This window comes from Microbacterium tumbae, from assembly GCF_054780175.1.
The window spans coordinates 1,525,258-1,545,574 of sequence record NZ_BAAGWV010000001.1 but is presented as its reverse complement, the minus strand read 5'-3'; the positions used below and the strand labels follow the sequence as shown (position 1 = coordinate 1,545,574).

Below are 20,317 nucleotides of genomic sequence, written 5' to 3'. Positions count from 1 at the left end.
CTCTCTTCCGGCGATTCAGTGGGGGCCGCTACGGTCTCGGCCAGTCGGATTTCTCGGTGTCGACGCCGTCGCCCCATCCCTGGATGTCGACCCAGGCCTGCACTCCGTCACGGCCCAGGTAGCAGCCGATCTCCTTGGAGCCGCTGCCGTCGAAGTTCACGGAGTAGGTCCCGGAGCTCACTCCCCCGGGATAGTTGCTCGAATAGCACTTGACACCCGTGGAGCCGATGCTGAGGTTCTCCCAGTGCACGACGAACTTGACGCATCCGTTGACGCAGCCCGAGTCGCCCATGGACCCCTGGGTGACCCACACCCGCGGCTGAGGCGGATCGCTGGTCTTCCGCGACGCGGTCGCGCTGCTCGACCAGCCCCTGGCGTTGTGCACCTGGACCTCGATCGAATGGGTCTCGCTGTAGCCGTTCCCCACCGTCCGCGATCCGTTCGCGTTGACGCTCTGCCAGCCGCCGCCGTCGACCTTGATCCTGGCCTGGTCGATCGCGCTGCCGTTGTTCCCGTTCGGGCTCCAGGAGAAGGTGATCGACTGGCCATTGTTCGTCGCCGACACGTTCGGCGCCTGCGGCAGCCCGAACGGCGTCACGGAGTTGGACCCGGCCGAGCCGTCCGAGATGTACTGCTTGCCGTCCACGGTCGCGACCGCGCGGACGCTCACCGAGTAGGCCGTGCCGTTGCTCAGCCCGGATATCGTCGTGCCGTCCCAGTTGCTCTGCCAGCCGCCGCCCTTGTTGAGGTTGTACTGATAGCTCGTCTCGCCGGCGGACGCACCGTTGAGCTGGGAGGCCGAGAGCTGGTACGAGGCCGGCGTCAGCGTGAGCGTCGTGTCGCCGGCCGCCGCCGTCGGCTTCGACGGGGTGGCGGGCTTGATGACGCCTCGACGCGGCGCCGAGGCGTCGCTCCACCCGCCCCAGTCCGCCTTGTTCTGCGCACGGACCTTGTAGGTGTACGCCGTGGTCGAGGTGTTGACCACCACGGTCTGCGAGGTCTTCCCCGCCGCCACGCTGATCGTCTGCACCCTGGTCGACCCGTTGAAGACGTCCACCTGGTATCCGTCGATCGCGTCGCCGTTGTCGTCCGGCGCGACCCAGTTCACCTGCATCTGCGCCCGGTCGCCCACCGGCTCGAGCTCGGCCGTCGTCGGCGCGGCGGGAGCGGCCGGAGGACCGGCCGGCACCTCGGGCAGAGAGGGCTGGCTCATGCTCGACGGCTCCGGAGCGAGGTTGTGCGCCTGGATCGTCGCCGTGTACGACGTGCCGTTCTCCAGTCCCGTCCACGTGTACGTGTTGCCCGTGATGTTGGTCTTGGTGCCGGACCCGATGCCGCCGGACAGGACGATCGTGTAGTACTCCACGGGCGATCCGGGAGTCGTCGGCGTCTTCCAGTCGATCTTCAGCTCCTTGTCGCCGAAGGTCAGCGTCGGAGCGGCAGGGGTGTCGGGCCGCGCGTCGGGACGCGCCTCGGCAGAGGACGGCGAGGGGTCGGACTCGCCGACCCGGTTGGTCGCGGTCACCTGGAAGCGGTACTTCACGTTGTTCGTCAGGCCGTCCAGGGTGCAGGTGGTCGACGAGCACTGCTTGGTGTACGAGTCGCCCTGCACGGATTTCACCGTATAGCCGGTGATCTCGGCGCCGTTGTTCGCCGGCGGCGACCAGGACAGCACGACGGTGCGGTCCTGCACGCTCGACACGGTCGGGATGCCCGGGGCGTCCGGCTTGCCCTGCACCGTCACGACGACCTGCCCGTCGACCTCGCGATCGGGATCCTCGGTCATATCTCCGATGCGGTAGCGGATCACGAGCGTGCCGACGAAGGTCGCGCCCGGCGTGACCTCCACCCTGTCGCCGACGACCCTCGCCGTGCCGTCGCCGCTCTCGCGCGACGCGCTCAGAAGGCTCAGGTCGCCCTCCCCGACGAAGGGGTTGACGTCGTTCTTCAGCACGTCGACGGTGATCGTCTCGCCCTGGTTCGCCTCGTCGATCGTGTCCGTGTTCGCGGTGGGGAGATCGCGGGTGGACGCCGTCACGAGGACGTCGACCGTCCCCTCGATCGGCTCGGTCTCACCGTCCGTGATGCTGATGGTGAGCGAGGCCGCCGTGCCCTTCGGCGTGTTCGACGCCGCCTCCACGAGCAGCTTCGTGCCGTCGATGCGCGCGCTCAGGCCGTCCGTCGTCCCTCCCACGTAGGTGAAGGTGTGCTTGCCCTGATCCTCCGGATCCGGGTCGTCGGTGAGCTCGGCGAGGTCGATGGACGACGCCTCCTCGCCCGGGGCGACGTTCATCTGCCCCCGGATGAAGGTCGGCTGCTGGTTGGCGGGAGGGAGCACCGTGACGGGAATGGACAGCGTCGCCGTCCGACCGTCAGGATCGTCGGGGGCCGTGCCGTCCGTGACCTCGAAGTTCAGGGCGTCGGAGCCGAAGTACCCCTGCGCGGAGGTGTAGACGAGCGTGCGCTCGTCCTTGATGAGGTTGTCGCCGTTGGCGTGCGCCGCGCTGACCTTCTCGGCCTCGGTGATGACGACCGAGCCGCCTCCGGCCACCGTGACGTAGTCGTCGAGGGGGACCTCGATCGTCTCGCCGCTGACGACCTCGATGCCCTTGGTCGAATCGACGACGGGACGGAGGTCGGCCAGCGCCGGCACGAAGATGAAGGCCGACGTCGCCTGGTCGTCCTGGTCGGTGATCGTGTAGCGGATGAGCTGACGCTCCTCGCCGACCGTCACCCGGACCTTGCCGTTCTCGAGGACCCGGCCGCCGGTCTCGCTGGTCAGCTCCAGGGACTCGGTCGTGCCGTCCGGGTCCTCGTCGTTCGCGAGAACCTCGACGTCGATCGTCAGCTCGTCCTTGACGTCCTCGGACTTCACGCGGTCGTCCCGCGCGACGGGGTAGAGCAGGGGCACGTCCTCGTCGACCGTGATCTGGATGACGGCCGTCGCCTCGGCCCCTCGATCGTCGACGATCGTGTACTGCACGGAGGTCTCGACCGGGCTGTCCGGCGCCTGGACGAGCACGCGGTCCCCCGAGACGCGCGCCTCGAGTCCAGGGACGTCCTTCGGCACGGTGACGCCGTCCTCGACGAGCACCACCTCGCCGCCCTCCGGATCGGAGTCGTTCACCAGCACGGGCACGGCGACCTCGCGCCCGGGACGCACGACGACGGAGTCCTTGACCGCATAGGGACTCTGGTTCGCCTCCTCGCCGGGCGCGATGCCGACGCGGACCGTCGCCGTCCCCTCCTTGCCCAGGTTGTCGCGGACCTTGTACGTGAAGGTGTCCACGCCCGCGGCATCCTCGAACGCCTCATAGACGAGGTAGTCCTGGGCGACCGTCACGCTGCCCTGCTTCGGATTGGAGTCCAGGCCGAGCAGCTCGACCGAGTCGCCGTCGGCGTCGATGCCGTCCAGGGGGATCGCGATGTTCGCCGTGGAGCCGCTGATCGTGCGCGCCGTCACGTCGCGGGGACGCGGCGCGGCGTTGCGCTCCTCGTCGACCGCGAGGATCTGGATGGTGATGTAGCCGGCGTCCATCTGGCCGTTCTCATCGACGACGTTGTACGTCGCGTAGACGGTCTTGGCCTCGTCGCCGGCGCGGAAGCGGACCGTGTCCTGCGACACGAACGCCTCGCCGTCCTCCGGGTCGATGTACGGCTCCACGAGCTCGGGGGCGACGTGCATCGCGAGGTCGTTCGGATGCGTGTCGTTGTCGAGCACGGGGATGGAGACGACGTCGCCCGCGCGGACGACGACCGTGTCATCGTCCGCGACAGGGGGAAGGAGCTTGTCCGGCGCGGGGATCGGGATGACGACGACGTCGCCCTCCGCGGTCTTCGACCCGTTCGAGATGCGGTAGGTGACGCGCACCTGCCCCGAGACGCCGCCCTGATCGCCGATGCGCAGCGTCTCGTGGTTGAGGACCGAGACGGAGATGCCGCTGCCCGGCTCGACCGTCACCGACTGCACGACGAGGATGCCGCCGCCGGGATCCGTGTCGTTGTTCAGGACGCCGACCAGGACCTCGCCGCCGGTGGGCAGCAGCGCCACATCGCGCACCGCGATCGGCGCGAGGTCCTCCTCGCTCTCCTCCTCGACGTCGACGCGCACCAGTCCCGTCGCCGAGGGCACGCCGGCCGTGACGAGGTACTGGACGTAGTACACGCCCGGCGTCTGGGCGGAGAAGGTGAACGTCTTGTTGGGGTAGTCGGGGACGATCGTCGCCCCGTCGACGCTGTCGACCCTGTTCAGGCGCAGCGGCTCGCGGCTCGAGCTCGTGTCGTTCGTCGTCGGCGCGATCGTCACCTGCTGGCCGACCTTCGTCACCACGTGGTCCGCGTTGGTCTTCGGCAGCGTCGAGCCGGTCGGGCGCACGTCGAGCTGGATCGTGCCGCTCGCGAGCTCGCCCTGCGCATCGGCGACCGTGACCTCCACGTCGTAGCGGCCGGGAGGGCTCGCGACGGCGCGATAGGTGATCTGGCCGTCCGTGGTGAAGTCGACCTCGTCGCCCGGCGCGGGCAGGACGTCCTTCAGGTACACGTCGTCGCCGTCGGGGTCCAGCCAGTCGGGCAGGACGTTGTAGGAGATGGTTCCGCCGGTCTCCACCGCCAGCACGCTCTTGCGCTTGGGAGCCGGCGCCCCATTCACGCTCAGATCGTGCACGGACACGGTCACCGTCGCGGTGTCCGTGCCCTTGCGCCCGTCGTCGACCTCGTACTCGAAGGTCACGGTGCCCGTGGCATCCTCGTCGACGGCGATCTGCAGCGCGCTTCCGTCGTTGATCGGCTGGACCTCGCCGATCGACGGCTGCTTGCTGGCGAGCGACGCGACGAGGACGTCGCCGTCGGCGTCCGTGTCGTTGTCGAGCACGGGCAGATAGGTCGTGCCGCCTGGACGGACGCCGAACTCGTCGTCCTCCGCGATCGGGACCGTGTTCTCCTCGCTGCGCTCGGGGAGCGAGGTCTCCACGGTCTCCTCGGTGGTGTCCTCTTCCTCCTCCGTCTCGCCTTCCGGAGGGGTGATGTCGTTCCAGTTGTCGACCTGCTGGAGGCTCTCCGTCGCGAGCCAGGCGGCGCCGCCGACGACGTCGTTGAGGACGATCACGTCGCGGTTGACGCGGAAGGCGAGGTTCGCGGTCGGCTTGATGTCGGGGATGTCCTCCACCAGATCGTTGGCGTCGCTCGCGCAGTCGCGCACGAATCGGCCGGAGCCGGACCAGGCGCCGTATGAGCAGCCGAGCAGCGACACCGGAGCGGTCGGGGCGCCTTCGGCTCCCGCGTCGGTCGGCAGCACCTCCGAACCGTCGAGCGGCACCTGCAGAAGCTGGGATGCCGTCGCCACCGTCACGGCGTCGGCATCGCGGGAGGCCTGCTGGAGCACGGCGGTGTCGGCTCCGTCGATCTCGGTGCGGAATCCGCCGGGCGTCGTCACGATGCCCTGCGCCGGATCCAGCACGACGGGCGTCGTCCCCACCGCGGTGATGGTCGGGGTGCTGTCCTTCTTCACGTCGTCCAGGGCTGCGGACGACGGCTCGAGCGGGTCTCCCTGGGCGTCGACCGGGATCGTGACGACCTCGGACCGCTCCGCCGAGATCGCGTAGACCGTGCCGTCCTCTCCCACAGCGACGTCGGCGTTCTTCCCGAGTTCGACGAGCGGGTCCTCGCCTGCGTACTCGAACCCGGCGAGCCCCTGCACGGGGACGACCCACAGGTCGCCGGACGCCGTGTCGAGGATCGCCGCGGTCCTGTCCCCCAGGGCGACCTTGGCGGCGCCGGGGACGGCCGTGCTCTCCCCCAGCGAGACGCGGGCCGGATCGACGAGGCTGGCGGTCGAGTCGTCGCGGTTCACGACGACGACGGTGGACTCGTCCTGCAGGACGTCGAAGTCGCCCGCGCTGGTGCGCAGGCCGCCGTCGAGGACCGTCGACTCGTTGTTGAAGTGCCCGACGAGCAGGCTCGAGGACTTCGTGATCCAGACGCCGCCGTCGTTGAGATCGACCTCCGTGGTCGGGTTGCCCTCATAGGCGAGCGCGAGCGTGGTGATCGTCACGACGCCGGCGGTCACGGCGGCGGCGGACGCGAGCGTCTTCGGTCTCGAACGAACCCAACTCAGCGCCTTCATGCCCGGTCCCCCCTGGGTCAATGCTCGGATGTCATCGTGCGGGAGAGCCGCGCTCGGACGCGGGTCTCACCGGGCTATCCTAACCGCGGGCGCGAAACGCGCGAGATGGGGAGCACTCCCCACCGTTCACGCGGCACGCCAGCATCCCTCGACGTGGTCGTCGACCATGCCCGCGGACTGCATGAGCGCGTACATGGTCGTCGCCCCGACGAAGCGGAACCCTCTCCCCCGCAGCGCCCTGCTCATCGCGGTCGACTCGGCGGTCACGGCCGGCACGTCCGCGAACTCGCGCGGCCGGATGCCGGGTTCGGGGGCGAAGGACCACATCAGCTCGTCGAGCTCCCCCTCGTCCATCTCCACGACCAGGCGCGCATTGCCGATCGTGGCATGGATCTTCGCGCGATTGCGGATGATCCCGGCATCCTGCATGAGGCGTTCGACGTCGTCGTCGCCGAACGCCGCGACCCTCTCGGGATCGAAGCCGTCGAACACCTCCCGGAACCGCGGGCGCTTGCGCAGGATCGTGATCCAGCTGAGCCCGGCCTGGAAGCCCTCGAGCGACATCTTCTCGAACAGCGCCCGGTCCCCGTGCAGCGGCGTGCCCCACTCCTCGTCGTGGTAACGCCGGTATTCGGCGTCCCCTCCGATCCATGCGCAACGGGCGCGGCCATCGGATCCGGTCAGCAGAGAGCTCATGGCGGAAGCCTAGGGCGGGCCGCGGACATCCGGTCCCCCTGGGGGTCGATGCGGAGTCCGGCATGTGATAAATTCATGCTGAATTTAATTCTTGATGAAAGGTAAAGCGATGCCGGCCTCGTCCCTCGCCCGCGGATTCAACCGCAGCGCCATCCTGTCCGCGCTCCTCGACGCCGGCGAGATCGACCGCCCGCGCCTCGTCGCCGAGACCGGGGTCAGCCAGGCCACGGTGTTCCGCGTCGTCGAGTCGCTCGTCCAGGAGGGCATCGTCCTCGAGGGCGATCAGACCAGACAGCCCGGCCCGGGCCGTGGCCGCGGCGCCACCCTGCTCCAGGTCGATCCCGGGTACGGGATCGCCGTCGGCGTCGACCTCGGCGGCACCAACTGCCGCGTCGTGCTCACCGACGCCCTCGGGCGGACTCTCGGACGCCGCCACGACCGCACCCCCGGCGGCCTCGACGGCTCCGAGCTCGCCGACTGGCTCGCCGGCCACATCTTCGAGCTCGCCGTCCGCTACGGCGGCGGCGCCGAGCTGGGATCGGTCGCGATCGGCCTGCCCGGCGCGGTCTCCGGCGACAAGGAGCGCGTGGTCAACTCGGTCAATCTCCCGCAGATCATCGGCACCGAGTTCATCGAGAGCCTCGGCGAGGCGACCGGGGTCCCGACCGTCGTCGACAACGATTCGAACCTGGCGCTGCTCGGCGAGCTGATGTACGGCTCCGGCAACACGGACGACACCCTCGCCATGATCATCCTCGGCACCGGGCTGAGCGCCGCGGTCTCGATCGAGGGGACGCTCCTCTCCGGCCGCGACGGCGCGCTCGGGGAGTTCGGGCGCCTCCCCCTCGGCGACGGGCATCGGGTGCGCGATCTGCTCTCCGGCGCGGGGCTGACCGCGTTCGCGAAGGAGAACGGGCACCCGGTGCAGGATGCCCGCGAGCTCTTCGAGCATCCCGACGAATACCGCCCCATCCTCGACCGCGTGCACGAGACGCTGCAGCATCTCATCACCGTCATCGTGCTCGCGTACCAGCCGCAGGCGGTGCTCGTCGCCGGCGGCTTCTCCGGCTCCTTCGACGACGCGCTGCTCGACACGATCAGCCGCAAGGTGGACGAGAGCGTCGGCGTGCTCAGCCCGATCCGGCGCTCCGCGCTCGGCGACGACGCCGGCCTGTACGGCGCCATGAGCCTCGCGCTCTCCAACTTCTACCTGGAGATGGGCGTCAATCGCGACGACGTCGCGACGATCCGCGGCGACGTCGACGAGATCGTGCGGGCGTTCCGCGCCTGCACGCCCGACAGCGACGTCAGAGCGGGCGAGCAGCGATGACCGGCGGGCCCATCCTCGTCGAGCACGCGCGGATCGCCGCCGCCGATGCCGTGATCGAGGACGGCTGGCTGCTCGCCGGCGAGCACGTCGAGGAGATCGGCGCCGGCGCAGCGCCGCGCCCGCCCGCCGTGGAGGTCGTCGACGCGCGCGGCGCATGGCTCACGCCCGCCTTCGTCGATCTGCACTGCCACGGCGGCGGCGGACGCTCGCTGTACAGCGGCGACGTCGACGATGTGCGGATCGCCGCCCGCGCGCACCGTGAGCGCGGGACCGGCACGATGCTCGCCTCGATCGGCAGCATGGCGCTGCCGCGGATGATCGCGGCCGCCGCCGCGATCGCGACCGCGATCGAGGACGGGACCGCGCCGAACATCGCAGGCATCCACTTCGAAGGGCCCTTCCTCTCCCGCCGGCGTGCCGGGGCGCAGACGCCGAGCGCGCTGCTCGAGCCCTCGGAGGAGGCGCTGACCGTCCTCACCGATGCCGCACGAGGGCACGCAGAGCTGATCACCGTCGCACCCGAGCTCCCCGGAGCGGTCGATCTGATCCGCCGGCATCCTGAGCTGCGTTTCGCGCTCGGGCACACCGACGCCGACGCCGACGCCTTCGCCGCGGCCGCGGATGCCGGCGCCCGCCACGTCACGCATCTCTTCAACGCGATGCCGCCCTTCGGCCATCGCGTCCCCGGCCCCATCGGCCGCGCGCTCGCCGACGACCGGATCACCGTCGAGCTGATCGTGGACGGCCATCACCTCGCCGACGACACGGTCCGCATCGCGATGCGCGCCGCGGGACCGTCCCGCATCACGCTCGTGACCGACGCGATGGCCGCGGCGGGGCTCGGCGACGGCGCCTACGCGTTCGCCGACCGCAAGGTCGACGTGAGGGACGGCGCGGCCTACCTGCAGGGCACCACGACCCTGGCCGGCTCCACCCTGCTGCTCGCCGATGCCGTCGAGAATCTCGTCCGTCTCGGTGCCGAGGTCCCGGAGGTCGCGCGCATGGCGGCCACCAACGCGGCCGACCGGATGGGCTGGACCGATCGCGGCCGCATCGAGGTCGGCGCTCTCGCCGACCTCGTGCTGCTGGACGGCCGGGGGAAGCTGCTCAGGACGATCGCCCCGCGCTGACCCGCTCGCCGCTGCGCAGCGCGGCCGCGGTCACGAGCGACAGCATCAGCACGACCAGCACGACGGCGAGCGCATTCAGCACTCCCACCCCTTCGGCGAGGAAGCCGATCAGCGGGGGGCCGATGAACGAGCCGGTGTAGCCGATCATCACCACCACCGTGATCCTGCCGGCCGCGCGCTCCGGATCGTCCCCGGCGGCCGACATCCCAGTAGGGAAGGACAGCGCGACGCCGACGCCCCAGAGCACCACGCCGGCGAAGGCGGCCACCGGACCGGGGACGAGGATGAACAGCAGCAGGCCGGCCGCCGTCACGACGGCCGAGCATCGGATCACGCGCACGCGGCCGAGCCAGGAGAGCAGGGCCACCCCGGCCAGCCGGGTGAGCACGATGGACACCGCGAAGACGTCGATCGCGAGAGCCGCCGTCCCCTCGCCGACCCCGTGGCCGTCGACCAGCCCGAGGGCGATCCAGTCATTGCCCGCGCCGTTCGCGAACGACAGCCCGGCGACGGCGAGGCCGATCATGACCGTGCGCGGCTCGCGCCATGGGCTCGGGCCCGTGGCACGCCCCGGCTTCGCCGCACGGCCCGAGTCCGGCGCTGTGCCCTCGTCCGCCGTCGTCCGGGGCGCGAGTCCCCGCAGTGCGAGCTGGAGCACGACGACGGCGATCACCGCTGTCGCCGCGAACTGGAGCCACGGCGCGACCCCCAGGGTCGCGGCGAGCGCGCCCGCGGCGGCGCCGGACGCCGCGCCGACCGAGAACAGCGCGTGCAGCCACGGCATCAGCGGCCGGCCCCGCATCCGCTCGAGCGCCGCACCCTGGACGTTCATGGCGACGTTGCAGACGCCGTTTCCCAGACCGAGCAGTCCCAGCCCCGCCAGCACCGCAGGGAACCCCGCCGGCCACGCCGACGACACGCCGGCGATCACGAGGCCGGCCGCTGCGACGGGGATCGACGCCGCGATGCCCTGCCGCGGCGTGACCCTCAGGAGCAGCCGCTGCGCCACGGCGAACCCGAGCACGGACCCGACCGTGATGGCGAGGGCGAGCACGCCCATCATCCCGCTCGTCGCCTCCAGGGAGTCCCGCACCCCCGGCACCCTGGCGACCCAGCTCGTCATGACGAAGCCGGACGACCAGAACACGGTCAGCAGCGGCCAGGCGGCAGGCCGAGGCGATGCCCGCCGCACGTCAGCCCTTCACGGCGCCGGCCGACATCCCCGCGACCAGGTTCCGCTGCACGATCATGAAGAAGACGACCACGGGGAGCGAGAAGATCACGCTGGCGGCGATCGTCGCCCCGTAGTCGGTGCCGCCCTCGGCGGTGCTGAACGACACCAGCCACACCGGGAGCGTGTACTTGCCCTGATCCTGCAGCATCACATAGGCCGTCACGTAGTCGTTCCAGGCGTTGATGAACGAGAAGACGCTCGTCGAGATCAGCCCCGGCAGCACCAGCGGGAAGTAGATGGAGCGCAGGATCCGGAAGGTGCTCGCCCCGTCGACCTTCGCCGCCTCCTCGATCTCGTCCGGCAGCGCGATGAAGAAGCTGCGCAGCATCCAGATCGTGAAGGGGAGCGCCGAGGCGACGTACGCGAGGATGATGCCGAGATAGCTGTTCAGCAGCCCGAGGCTCTTGAAGGAGAGGAACAGCGGGATCAGCAGCGCGGCGCCGGGGATCATCTGCACGCAGACGATCGAGATGAGGATCGACTTGCGTCCGAAGAACCGGAACTTCGTCAGCGCCGCCGCGGCGAGGAAGCCGAGGACGATGGCGACCACGACCGTCCCCAGCGTGATGAGCAGGCTGTTGCCCATCGAGCGGAGGAAGTCCGCCTTCGTGAACGCCGTGATGTAGTTGTGCAGCGAGAACGGGCTCGGCAGGAACGACGGCGTGGTCTGGACGATGTCGCCCGGCTCCTTGAAGGAGGTGTTGAGCATCCAGTAGATCGGGAAGATCCACAGCAGGCAGAGCAGATAGACGACGACGTGCGCGAGCGGATGCCGTGAGAGGCGCCGCCGTCCGGCCCTGACCCGCCGCGCGGCGGCGGGGCTCTTCGCGATGAGTGTCGATGTGGTGGTCAAAACTTCTCCCCGGAGCCGATCAGCCGACGGATGTAGAACGCCGTCAGAACCATGAGGATGACGGACGTCACGATGGCGATCGCCGACCCCTGGCCGAACGAGTTCGCCGCGAAGGCCTTCTGGAACGACCAGATGGCGAGCGTGGTGGTCTTGCCGTTGGGACCGCCCTGAGTGAGGATCCACAGCTGGTTGAAGGTGTTGAAGTGCCAGATCACCTGCAGGATCGTCGTGATGTAGAGGACGGGCCGGAGGAACGGCAGGGTGACCGAGGTGTAGATCTGGAGCCGGTTCGCACCGTCCAGGGCGGCCGCCTCGTAGTACTCGGGGGCGATCTGCGACTGGCCGGCGTACAGCGTCAGCGCGACGAACGGCACCGACTGCCACACGATGAGGATGAACACGATCGTGAAGGCCTCGCCCGGGGTGGACACCCAGCTGTGCTGCGTGTAGTCGCCGAACCATCCGATCTGGGTGATGATCCAGTTGAAGACGCCGTACAGCGGCTGGAACAGCCATTCCCAGACCAGGGTCGAGGCGACGGTGGGCAGCGCCCACGCCAGGATCAGGATGAAGCTGAGCACCGTCCGGGTGAAGCCGTTCACCATGGTCATCAGCTCCGCCATGAGCATCCCCACCAGGAGGCAGGCCACGCACAGGCCGAGCGTGAACCCGAACGTGCGCAGCAGCACGGGCCAGAACTCGGAGTCCGTGAAGATCGCGACGTAGTTGTCGACGCCGATCCAGGAGTTGACCCCGGTGAAGAGCGCCTCCAGCCCGAAGTCCTGGAAGGAGTTGATCACCAGCCGCACGAGCGGATAGCCGAGGACCACCGCGAGCACCAGCATCGCCGGCGCCACGAGGATCACAGGGGCGATCCAGGTGCCTCGCGTGAGGGAGGCCCGGGGAAGCCGGATGGACCGGCCTCCCCTCTGGCCTGCAGACGTCTGAGTCATCTCGGTCACTTGTTGGCGTTGAGCGCCTGCTCGAGGTGCGCGCTGAAGTTCGCAGCGGACTCCTCGGGGGCGCTGGTGCCGGACGCCACCTCCGAGAAGTAGTCGAGCACGGACAGATCGGTCTCGACCGTGGCCCAGCCCGGCGCCGCCGGAGTCGCGTAGCTGTTCTTGGCCGCCTCGAAGAAGGGCTGCTGCTCGGGCGTGAGCTCCGGGAGCACGTCGTCGATGTACTCGTTCGTGATCGGGATGCGGCCGTTCTCCTTGGCGAGCTGCTCGATCTGGACGTCCTTGGAGGTGATGAACTCGATGAACTCCTTGGCGAGCTCCTGCTTCTGGCTCTTCGCCGAGACCGCGATGACGGATCCGCCGAGGAAGCTCGGAGCGCTCTCGCCCGCGTGGTTGGCGCTGGGGATCGGGAACGCCCCCAGCTTGCCCTCGAGCTCCGGGTAGGTGCTGGCCAGCTTGGCGATGGCTCCGGCATTGGCGATGATCGCGCTGGTCTTTCCGGTGCCGAACACCGCGAGCGGATCCGGCGAGTCCATCGGAGCGGTGCGCGAGGCCTCGGTCGAGTAGGCGTTCTGGAACTCCTGGTACTGCGCCAGGCCCTCGACGGCCTCGGCGCTGTCCAGGCCCGAGTTCCACGTGTCGCCGTCGAGCTCGGCGATCTGCGCGCCGGTGTCCATGACCCAGGAGAATCCTGCGTACCACAGGGTTCCCGGCATGTAGATCGGCGAGAAGTCAGGGGCATCCGAGGTCGCGGCGACCTTGTCGAGATCGGCGGTGAACTCCGCGTAGTCCGCCGGAGGACCGTCGACCCCGGCGGCTGCCCAGAGCTCCGTGTTGTAGATCACGCCGCGGGATCCGCCGTAGAACGGGGCCGCGTACACCTTGTCGCCGACCGTGGCGGGGCCGATGAGCCCGGTCAGCAGCGTGCCGCCGTCGCCGATCTCCCCCTTGATGTCGCTGAGGTCGGCGAGCGCGCCGTTGGCGGCGTAGAGCGGCACGTTCGTGTTGCCGATCTCGACGACGTCCGGCGGGGTGTCCGTCGCGAGCGCGGCGGTCATCTTGGTGTTGATCTGATCCCACTGCTGGATCTCGATGTTCAGCGTCGCACCGGTCTCCTCCTCGAAGGCCTCGACGAGCTCCTGCTGCGTCTCGGGCAGCAGCGTGTCCTGTATGATCCAGACGTTGAGGGTCTGGCCGGCGCCCTCGGGGCCGGCCGTGTCGCCGCCCTCTCCGCCGCATGCCGTCAGCGACAGCAGAGCGACGGCTCCGACCGCGCCGAGCGCAGCGATCCTGGTCTTGCTCATGGTTCCTCCTTGGGCTGGAACGCGTCGGGATCGCTTTGCTCGCGGCTCGCACGCGTGACATTTTTTAGGAGTATTCATTAATGTTCTTGAATAGTCAAGAGTGAATCACCCTCGCGAAACAAGGCTGTTACACAGCGCGATTCGTGCCGCCGGAACGGGCGATGCGGCGCTCGAAGACGGTCTCCCTCGCCATCGCGACGCCGCGCACGACGGCCCCGTGCAGCGTGGCGTCGTCTCCGAGGATCCCCGCGGCGAGGGCGGGGCGCAGCGGGGAGAGCTCCTCGACCCGCTCGCGCAGCTCCGCGTCGAACAGTCCGTAGCGATCCCGTACGTCGCCGCCGAGCACGATGACCTCCGGGTCGATGAACCCGGCGATGCTCGCCACGACCTTCGCCAGCAGATCCACCTGCCGGCGCACCGCCACGACGGCGTACGGGACCCCGTCGCGGGCGTCGAGATGCACCCGCTCCGGCGTGAGGGCGTCCCCCCCGCCTGCGTCACGGGCGTCGCGGACGAGCGCGTCGCCGCTGAGAGCGGCCTCCAGCGGGCCGCGATCGGGATCGTCGGATGCGGCGGGGTCACGGTCCACGAGCGGGAGGAAGCCGATCTCGCCCGCCGCACCGGACACCCCGCGGAACAGCTCCCCCTCGATGACGACGCCGAGACCGATCCCCGCGCCGACCTTCAGGTATGCGAAGGGGCTCGTCCCGCGTCCCGCCCCCGCCGTGTGCTCGCCGAGCGCCGCGAGGTTGACGTCGTTCTCGACGATCAGCGGCACCCCCAGCCTCTCCGTGAGAGATTCGGCCAGCCGCGGGCTCTGCCATCCCGGCAGCTTCGCCGTGAACCCGACGCCGCCCGAATGCATCCGGTACACACCGGGCGCCGCGACGATCGCACAGGTGACGTCGCCCATGCCCAGCCCGGCCTCTCGCACCGCCTCGCCGGCGACCAGGGCCACGTCGTCCACCATCTCCCTGACGGATCCGCCGACGCCGCGGCTGTCCCGACGGCTCAGCCGATTGCCGAGCAGATCCGCGACCACGATCGACAGCCCGTCGCGGTCGGCGCTCACGGCCAGGACCGCCCCCGCCGTCGGATCGGCCTCGAAGACCAGCGCAGGCCGGCCCGCCTGCTCGTCCGACTGGCCGCTCGGGCGAACCAGGCCCGCCTGCTCGAGGTTGGCGAGGGTCGCGAAGACCGTGGGCTGCGACAGTCCCGAATCCCGTGCGAGCTGCGGTCTCGTCGCGGGCCCGTTGTTGTACAGCCAGTCCAGCAGGTACCGCTGGTTCATCGTGCGCAGTATCGACGGGGCGATGGCGACAGATGGTGACGATGTTGCCACGACTCTCCTCCTGAGCGGACCGGTCGACGATCCGCTTCCGCGAGAAGCGGTCCGCTGACGCCGAGCCTCGCTCCGCGTCAGCTTCGCCCCTCTTGATGTTGACTCGATTAGGAGTCTTAATGAATAATCTTACAGAAATACCCTGCCATACCTACTCAGGGTTGCCGAAGAAACCGGACCGACGCAAGTCCCCCGTTCTCGGCCCATCGATCGAAGGGAATCGAAGATGACCGACACCGCCGCAGCCTCCGAGCCTCGCGCGCCACGGCTCCGCATCGGGATCCTGGGCGCCGGCGGGATCGCGACGATCCCCGAGGGCGTGCTGCCCAACCTGCACCACATCGCCGACAAGATCGAGATCGTCTCCATCGCCGACCCCGTGGTCGAGCGCGCTCAGAAGGCCGCGGCGCAGTATGCGATCCCGAACGCCTTCTCGACGCTCGACGAGCTGCTCGCCGGCCCTGAGATCGATGCGCTGGTCAACCTCACCCCGATCCCGGTGCACGCCGAGACGACCCTCACGGCGATCAGGGCGGGCAAGCACGTCGTCGTCGAGAAGCCGATCGCCACGTCCCTCGAGAAGGCCGACGCGATCATCTCCGAGGCGGCGTCCGCCGGGCTCACCGTGCTGGTCGCGCCGCCCGACATGCTCTACGCGCCCTACCGCGAGGCCCGGCGCCTGATCGCCGAGGGGACCATCGGCAAGATCGCGTTCGCCCGGGTGCGCAGCTCGCACCAGGGTCCGGGCGGCGGCGCCGACGGCTGGCCCTTCGACCCGACCTGGTTCTATCAGAAGGGCTCCGGCCCGCTCTTCGACATGGGCGTCTACGGCATCCACGAGATCACCGGACTCCTCGGCCCGGCCAAGCGCGTCACCGCGTTCTCCGGGATCACCGAGCCGACCCGCACCGTGCGAGGGAGCAACGAATACGCCGGCATCGAGATGCCCGTGACCACCGCGGACAACAATCTGTTCATGCTCGACTTCGGAGACGCCACCTTCGCCGTCGTCGACGGGTCCTACAACGTGCACGCCTCGCTGAGCCCGAAGGTCGAGGTCTTCGGGCGCCGGGGGGCGATGGGCGTCATGAACCCCACCGGTCCCGCGGTGCAGACCTATCGCACCGACATCGTCCCCGGCGTCGACGGCTGGGCGCAGCCGAACTTCTACGGGCGCGTGCAGGACGAGCGCCGTGCGAACCTCCAGCGGGCGCTGCTGGTCGATCACCTCGCCGACGTCGTGCTGCACGGCGCCGAACCGGTGCTGACCGCCGAGCACGCACGGCACGCCCTCGAGATCATGCTCGCCGTCGACACCTCGGCGGCCGAGGGCCGCGTCGTCGAGCTGACGACCACCTTCTGATTCCTTCCTCACCTTTCCCTCTCAGACAAGGAGACCCATGTCCTCCCCCATCCGATTCGGCATCGTCGGCCTCGACCACTGGTACTCGGCCATCCCGCTCGCCGAGGCCGTGGCAGCCCGCGAGGACGCCGAGCTCGTCGGCATCGCCGACCTCGACATCGCCCGCGCGCAGGAGGTGGCGGGCAAGACCGGCAGCCCCGCCACCACCACCGACCTGCATGCGCTCATCGACGACCCCGAAGTGGACGTCATCGCCAGCTTCGTCAGCGTCGACCAGAACCCCGACATCGTCGTGGCCGCCGCGGACGCCGGCAAGCACATCGTCTCGATCAAGCCGCTCGCCCTGACGCTGACGGACGCCGATCGGATCGTCGAGGCCGTACGTCGCAACGGCGTCGCGTTCATGCCCGGCGAGTCCCGCTCGCGGGAGGCGGCGCAGAACCAGCTGCTCAAGGAGTGGGTGTCCAGCGGGCGGCTCGGTCGCGTCACCTCCGCGCAGTTCAGCCTCAGCGGCGGCGTCCCGTCGAGCTGGCCGGGACGCCCCGCCGACGGCGGCTGGTGGGTGGACCCGCAGCGCGGACCGGGCGGCGGCTGGGTCGACCACGCCCTGTACCAGATCGACCGGATGCGCTGGCTGCTCGGCGAGGAGGTCGTCGAGGTCAGCGGACGCACGGCGAACCTCCTGCGCACCGACATCGCCGTGGAGGACTACGGCCACGCCATCCTCCGCTTCGACGGCGGCACCATGGTGTCGATCGAGGACACCTGGAGCGGGCCGGAGGACGGCTGGCGGATCGCGACGAGCATCGTCGGGACGAAGGCGTCGATCCATCTCGACACCTCGACCGGGATGATCGGGCTCCTCGAGGTCGACGGAGCGCACAAGGGGTGGACGCAGATCACCTCGCCCTCCGATCACACGGTGGGGATCGACTCGATCCTGGCCGCGGTGAAGGACCCGTCCTCGACCCTCTCGACCGTCGAGGACGCCTGGGAGAACCTCTCGGTCAGCATCGCGTTCTACGAAGCGGCCCGCACCGGCACGATCCAGGCGCCGCAGCATCTTCGCGACCGTTGAGCGGAGCGCCTCGGCTGAGCGGACGTGAGCGCCGGCATCTCCTGCTGATGCTGGCGCTCACGTTCACCACGGGCATCGTCGACGCCGTCGGCTATCTCGGCCTCGACAGGGTGTTCACCGGCAACATGACGGGGAACGTCGTCATCCTCGGGATGGCGCTGGCCGGCGGCGACGACCTGCCGGTGATCGGACCGGTGATCGCGCTCGCGGCCTTCCTCCTCGGCGCTGTGATCGGGGGACGGACGTTGAGGGGGATCGGCGCCGGGTGGGAGAGGCGGACCACGGTGCTGTTCCTGGGCGTCGGCGTGATCCTGCTCGCCGCCTCGGCGCTGCTGCTGGCCACGGAGCCGCGGTCCCCGGGTCCGCTGCTCTGGTCGGTGACCGCGGCTCTGGGCCTGGCGATGGGCGCACAGGCCGCCACGGCGAGGAATCTCGCAGTGAAGGACGTCACGACCGTGGTGGTCACGTCGACGCTCACCGGCCTCGCCGCGGACTCGAGGCTCGGCGGGGGGCAGGGCCAGCCGTGGCGACGCCGCGCGGGCGCCGTCGTGCTCATCGGTCTCGGCGCCCTGCTCGGTGCGCTGCTCGTGCACGTGCACGTCGCCGTCGGGCTGCTCGTCGCCGGGGGGATCGTCCTCGCCGTCGCCCTCTCCGGGGAACGCGGACTCCGCGAGGCCTGATGGGCCGGTTCGAGGCCCGTCTCCTCCGGCATCGCGCCGAGGGGGACGGGCCTCTCGCGCGATGTGTCAGTGCTTGACGGCCTTCTTGAGCGCCTTCTCGGAGATCGGTGCCGCACCCGATGCCGCGAGCTCGGCGTAGTACGCGCGGGCCTCGTCCTGGCGCTTCTGCTCGACGCCGCTCGCGATGGGGGCGCGGACGTGCTCCGGCTCGTACCCGAAGGCGCCGACGAGGTCGAGCGCGTGCGGGCGCAGCCGCATGCACAGCCGGTCGATATAACGCGAGACCGCCGCGGCGCGCTGGGCGGAGAGACGTCCGTTGATGAGGTACCAGGCGAGATGCTTCTCGATGAGCTGCAGGCCGAACAGATCGCGCAGCCAGGTCAGCACCGTCCTGGTCTCCCCCACGGGCAGGCTGCCGACGGCATCCGTGAAGGCTTCCCACTGCAACAGCTCGCCATGCGCCCGCGCCGCTTCGATGAGCTCGGCCTGATTCTCGTTGAAGAGCTGCTCGCCTCGGACCTTGTCCTTGCCCGCGGGGCGCAGGCGTCCAGCGATGTCGGCGACCATCTGCTGCACGCGGTCGGCGAGCAGCTCGTGCTGCTGCTGCGCGCGCAGGCCGTTCTCCACCGCGCGGGCCGTCGACCCGAAGTCGGCGACGGCCTGGCCGAACTGCCGAAGACCCGCCCCGTGGAACACCTTGCCCGCCGTCTGGCCGACCGCGAACCGGGCGAGCGCCGCCGCGTCCTTGCCCGTGAACTGCTTCGCGTAGTCGGTGAGCAGGCGCTTGCCGACCAGCTGCAGGAGGACGTTGTTGTCCCCCTCGAAGGTGACGTAGATGTCGAGGTCCTGACGGAGGCCCACCAGGCGGTTCTCGAACATGAAGCCCGCCCCGCCGCAGGCCTCCCGCGCCTCCTGGAGGGTGTCCAGCGCATGCCAGGTCGACAGGGGCTTCAGCGCCGCCGCGAGCGTCTCGAGATCCTCACGATCCGCCGGGGTGTCCGTGCGCCCGGAGAAGACGCCGTCGAACTTCTGCAGGAACTCGTCGTGCGCGAAGATCTGCGCATAGGTCGTGGCGAGACGGGGAAGCAGGCGCCGCTGGTGCTTGCCGTAGTCGAGAAGCACGACCTCCTGGCCGTCCGCGCCGTCGAACTGGCGGCGCTCGGTCGCATAGGTGATCGCGATGTGCAGCCCGAGCGCGGATGCCCAGGAGGAGGCGCCGTCGAGCGAGACGCGCCCCTGCACCAGCGTCCCGAGCATGGTGAAGAAGCGGCGGCCAGGACTGTCGATGGCACTGGTGTAGGTGCCGTCCGGCGCGACGTCGCCGTAGCGGTTGAGCAGGTTGGTGCGCGGGATGCGCACGTGGTCAAAGCTCAGCCGGCCGTTGTCGATGCCGTTGAGGCCGCCCTTGAGCCCGTCGTCCTCGCGTCCGATGCCCGGCAGATCGACGCCGTCCTCGCCGCGCAGCGGGACGTAGAAGCAGTGCACGCCGTGATTGACGCCGTTGGTGATGAGCTGCGCGAAGACCGTCGCCGCGACCCCGTGCAGGGCGGCGTTGCCGAGGTACTCCTTCGTGGCCGCGCGGAACGGCGTGTGGATGACGAACTCCTCCGTCTCGGGGTCGTAGGTCGCCGTGGTGCCGACGGCGGCGACGTCGGAGCCGTGCCCGATCTCCGTCATCGCGAAGGCGCCGGGGATGTCGAGGCTCATGATCCCTGGCAGCCACCTGTCATGATGCTCGGCCGTGCCCAGCTGCAGGACGGCGGATCCGAACAGACCCCACTGGACCCCCGACTTGATCTGCAGGCTGGGATCGGCGACGACGAGCTCCTCGAAGCCCGCGATGTTGGCTCCGTTGTTCTCCTCTCCGCCCAGCCGCTTCGGGAACGCGCGATGCACCGCCTTGTTCTCGACGAGCAGGTGCAGCTGGCTCAGCACGCGCTCGCGGTGCTCGTCCTTGCCCAGCTCGCCGATGCGCCAGAACGCGGGGTCCTTGATCATCTCGCGGGCCTCGCGCCGGGTCTGGGCCCACGTTCCCAGAAGCAGATCGTTCACGAGGGACACGTCGATGCGGGCGGGGTCGTCGGCTTCGGGTGTCGTCGAGGGGCGGACGGCGGCGTCGACCATGGGGATTCCTCTCAGAAGGATTCAGGATGCTTCGATGGTAGGACTCCTCCAAGGCGGCCGGAAGCATGCTGTGACGAATCTCCAAGCCGCCCGCGCCCCGTGG

Annotated in this window: 13 protein-coding genes; 5 read left to right on the top strand and 8 right to left on the bottom strand. The window is 69.7% G+C overall.

Annotated elements, in window-relative coordinates; all coding sequences use genetic code 11:
- Positions 1 to 28 precede the first annotated feature (28 nt).
- Positions 29 to 6,121 carry an Ig-like domain-containing protein gene (locus tag ACYVGQ_RS06970; protein ID WP_460783841.1) on the bottom strand — a complete coding sequence of 2,031 codons (6,093 nt, stop codon included), beginning with the start codon at positions 6,119 to 6,121 and terminating at the stop codon, positions 29 to 31.
- A gap of 126 nt (positions 6,122 to 6,247) precedes the next feature.
- Positions 6,248 to 6,817 (bottom strand): DNA-3-methyladenine glycosylase I, encoded by a 570-nt coding sequence (locus tag ACYVGQ_RS06965; RefSeq protein WP_460783840.1) that lies wholly within the window; start codon positions 6,815 to 6,817, stop codon positions 6,248 to 6,250.
- 109 nt (positions 6,818 to 6,926) lie between these two features.
- Between ACYVGQ_RS06965 and ACYVGQ_RS06960 the strand changes: the two genes are divergently transcribed.
- A complete protein-coding gene (locus ACYVGQ_RS06960; protein ID WP_460783838.1) occupies positions 6,927 to 8,147 on the top strand; it encodes an ROK family transcriptional regulator in 1,221 nt (406 codons plus the stop codon).
- The gene (gene nagA / locus ACYVGQ_RS06955; protein ID WP_460783837.1) at positions 8,144 to 9,277 is read left to right on the top strand and encodes an N-acetylglucosamine-6-phosphate deacetylase; all 1,134 of its coding nucleotides are present in this window, start codon (positions 8,144 to 8,146) and stop codon (positions 9,275 to 9,277) included. The genes ACYVGQ_RS06960 and nagA overlap by 4 nt, the downstream gene beginning before the upstream one ends.
- Here the strand turns inward: nagA and ACYVGQ_RS06950 are convergent.
- From ACYVGQ_RS06950 to ACYVGQ_RS06930, 5 genes are all read right to left on the bottom strand, one after another.
- On the bottom strand, positions 9,255 to 10,469 hold the full coding sequence (locus ACYVGQ_RS06950; protein WP_460783836.1) for an MFS transporter: 1,215 nt from the start codon (positions 10,467 to 10,469) through the stop codon (positions 9,255 to 9,257). The two genes, nagA and ACYVGQ_RS06950, sit on opposite strands and share 23 nt — an antisense overlap.
- Position 10,470: 1 nt before the next feature.
- Positions 10,471 to 11,364 carry a carbohydrate ABC transporter permease gene (locus tag ACYVGQ_RS06945; protein ID WP_460783834.1) on the bottom strand — a complete coding sequence of 298 codons (894 nt, stop codon included), beginning with the start codon at positions 11,362 to 11,364 and terminating at the stop codon, positions 10,471 to 10,473.
- Positions 11,361 to 12,230 carry a carbohydrate ABC transporter permease gene (locus ACYVGQ_RS06940; RefSeq protein WP_460783833.1) on the bottom strand — a complete coding sequence of 290 codons (870 nt, stop codon included), beginning with the start codon at positions 12,228 to 12,230 and terminating at the stop codon, positions 11,361 to 11,363. Before ACYVGQ_RS06940 ends, ACYVGQ_RS06945 begins: the two co-directional genes overlap by 4 nt.
- Before the next feature lie 92 nt (positions 12,231 to 12,322).
- A complete protein-coding gene (locus ACYVGQ_RS06935; RefSeq protein ID WP_460783832.1) occupies positions 12,323 to 13,627 on the bottom strand; it encodes an extracellular solute-binding protein in 1,305 nt (434 codons plus the stop codon).
- A gap of 127 nt (positions 13,628 to 13,754) precedes the next feature.
- On the bottom strand, positions 13,755 to 14,918 hold the full coding sequence (locus ACYVGQ_RS06930; protein WP_460783831.1) for an ROK family transcriptional regulator: 1,164 nt from the start codon (positions 14,916 to 14,918) through the stop codon (positions 13,755 to 13,757).
- A gap of 277 nt (positions 14,919 to 15,195) precedes the next feature.
- Here ACYVGQ_RS06930 and ACYVGQ_RS06925 point away from each other — a divergent pair, with 277 nt between their 5' ends.
- From ACYVGQ_RS06925 to ACYVGQ_RS06915, 3 genes are read left to right on the top strand one after another with little or no spacing between them, the layout of a single operon-like run.
- Positions 15,196 to 16,332: a Gfo/Idh/MocA family protein gene (locus tag ACYVGQ_RS06925; RefSeq protein ID WP_460783829.1), complete on the top strand. Its 1,137-nt coding sequence runs from the start codon at positions 15,196 to 15,198 to the stop codon at positions 16,330 to 16,332.
- Positions 16,333 to 16,369: 37 nt separating this feature from the next.
- Positions 16,370 to 17,410 (top strand): Gfo/Idh/MocA family protein, encoded by a 1,041-nt coding sequence (locus ACYVGQ_RS06920; protein ID WP_460783828.1) that lies wholly within the window; start codon positions 16,370 to 16,372, stop codon positions 17,408 to 17,410.
- A gap of 47 nt (positions 17,411 to 17,457) precedes the next feature.
- Positions 17,458 to 18,090: a YoaK family protein gene (locus ACYVGQ_RS06915; protein ID WP_460783933.1), complete on the top strand. Its 633-nt coding sequence runs from the start codon at positions 17,458 to 17,460 to the stop codon at positions 18,088 to 18,090.
- 66 nt (positions 18,091 to 18,156) lie between these two features.
- Here the strand turns inward: ACYVGQ_RS06915 and ACYVGQ_RS06910 are convergent, their stop codons facing one another.
- Positions 18,157 to 20,214 carry an acyl-CoA dehydrogenase family protein gene (locus ACYVGQ_RS06910; protein ID WP_460783827.1) on the bottom strand — a complete coding sequence of 686 codons (2,058 nt, stop codon included), beginning with the start codon at positions 20,212 to 20,214 and terminating at the stop codon, positions 18,157 to 18,159.
- Between the last annotated feature and the right edge of the window lie 103 nt (positions 20,215 to 20,317).

Coding starts and splice junctions, on each gene's coding strand:
- ACYVGQ_RS06915 (WP_460783933.1), top strand. CDS start 17,458: ATGCTGGCGCTCACGTTCACCACGGGCATCGTCGACGCCGTCGGCTAT.
- nagA (WP_460783837.1), top strand. CDS start 8,144: ATGACCGGCGGGCCCATCCTCGTCGAGCACGCGCGGATCGCCGCCGCC.
- ACYVGQ_RS06920 (WP_460783828.1), top strand. CDS start 16,370: ATGTCCTCCCCCATCCGATTCGGCATCGTCGGCCTCGACCACTGGTAC.
- ACYVGQ_RS06935 (WP_460783832.1), bottom strand. CDS start 13,627: ATGAGCAAGACCAGGATCGCTGCGCTCGGCGCGGTCGGAGCCGTCGCT.
- ACYVGQ_RS06965 (WP_460783840.1), bottom strand. CDS start 6,817: ATGAGCTCTCTGCTGACCGGATCCGATGGCCGCGCCCGTTGCGCATGG.
- ACYVGQ_RS06910 (WP_460783827.1), bottom strand. CDS start 20,214: ATGGTCGACGCCGCCGTCCGCCCCTCGACGACACCCGAAGCCGACGAC.
- ACYVGQ_RS06970 (WP_460783841.1), bottom strand. CDS start 6,121: ATGAAGGCGCTGAGTTGGGTTCGTTCGAGACCGAAGACGCTCGCGTCC.
- ACYVGQ_RS06960 (WP_460783838.1), top strand. CDS start 6,927: ATGCCGGCCTCGTCCCTCGCCCGCGGATTCAACCGCAGCGCCATCCTG.
- ACYVGQ_RS06930 (WP_460783831.1), bottom strand. CDS start 14,918: ATGAACCAGCGGTACCTGCTGGACTGGCTGTACAACAACGGGCCCGCG.
- ACYVGQ_RS06925 (WP_460783829.1), top strand. CDS start 15,196: ATGACCGACACCGCCGCAGCCTCCGAGCCTCGCGCGCCACGGCTCCGC.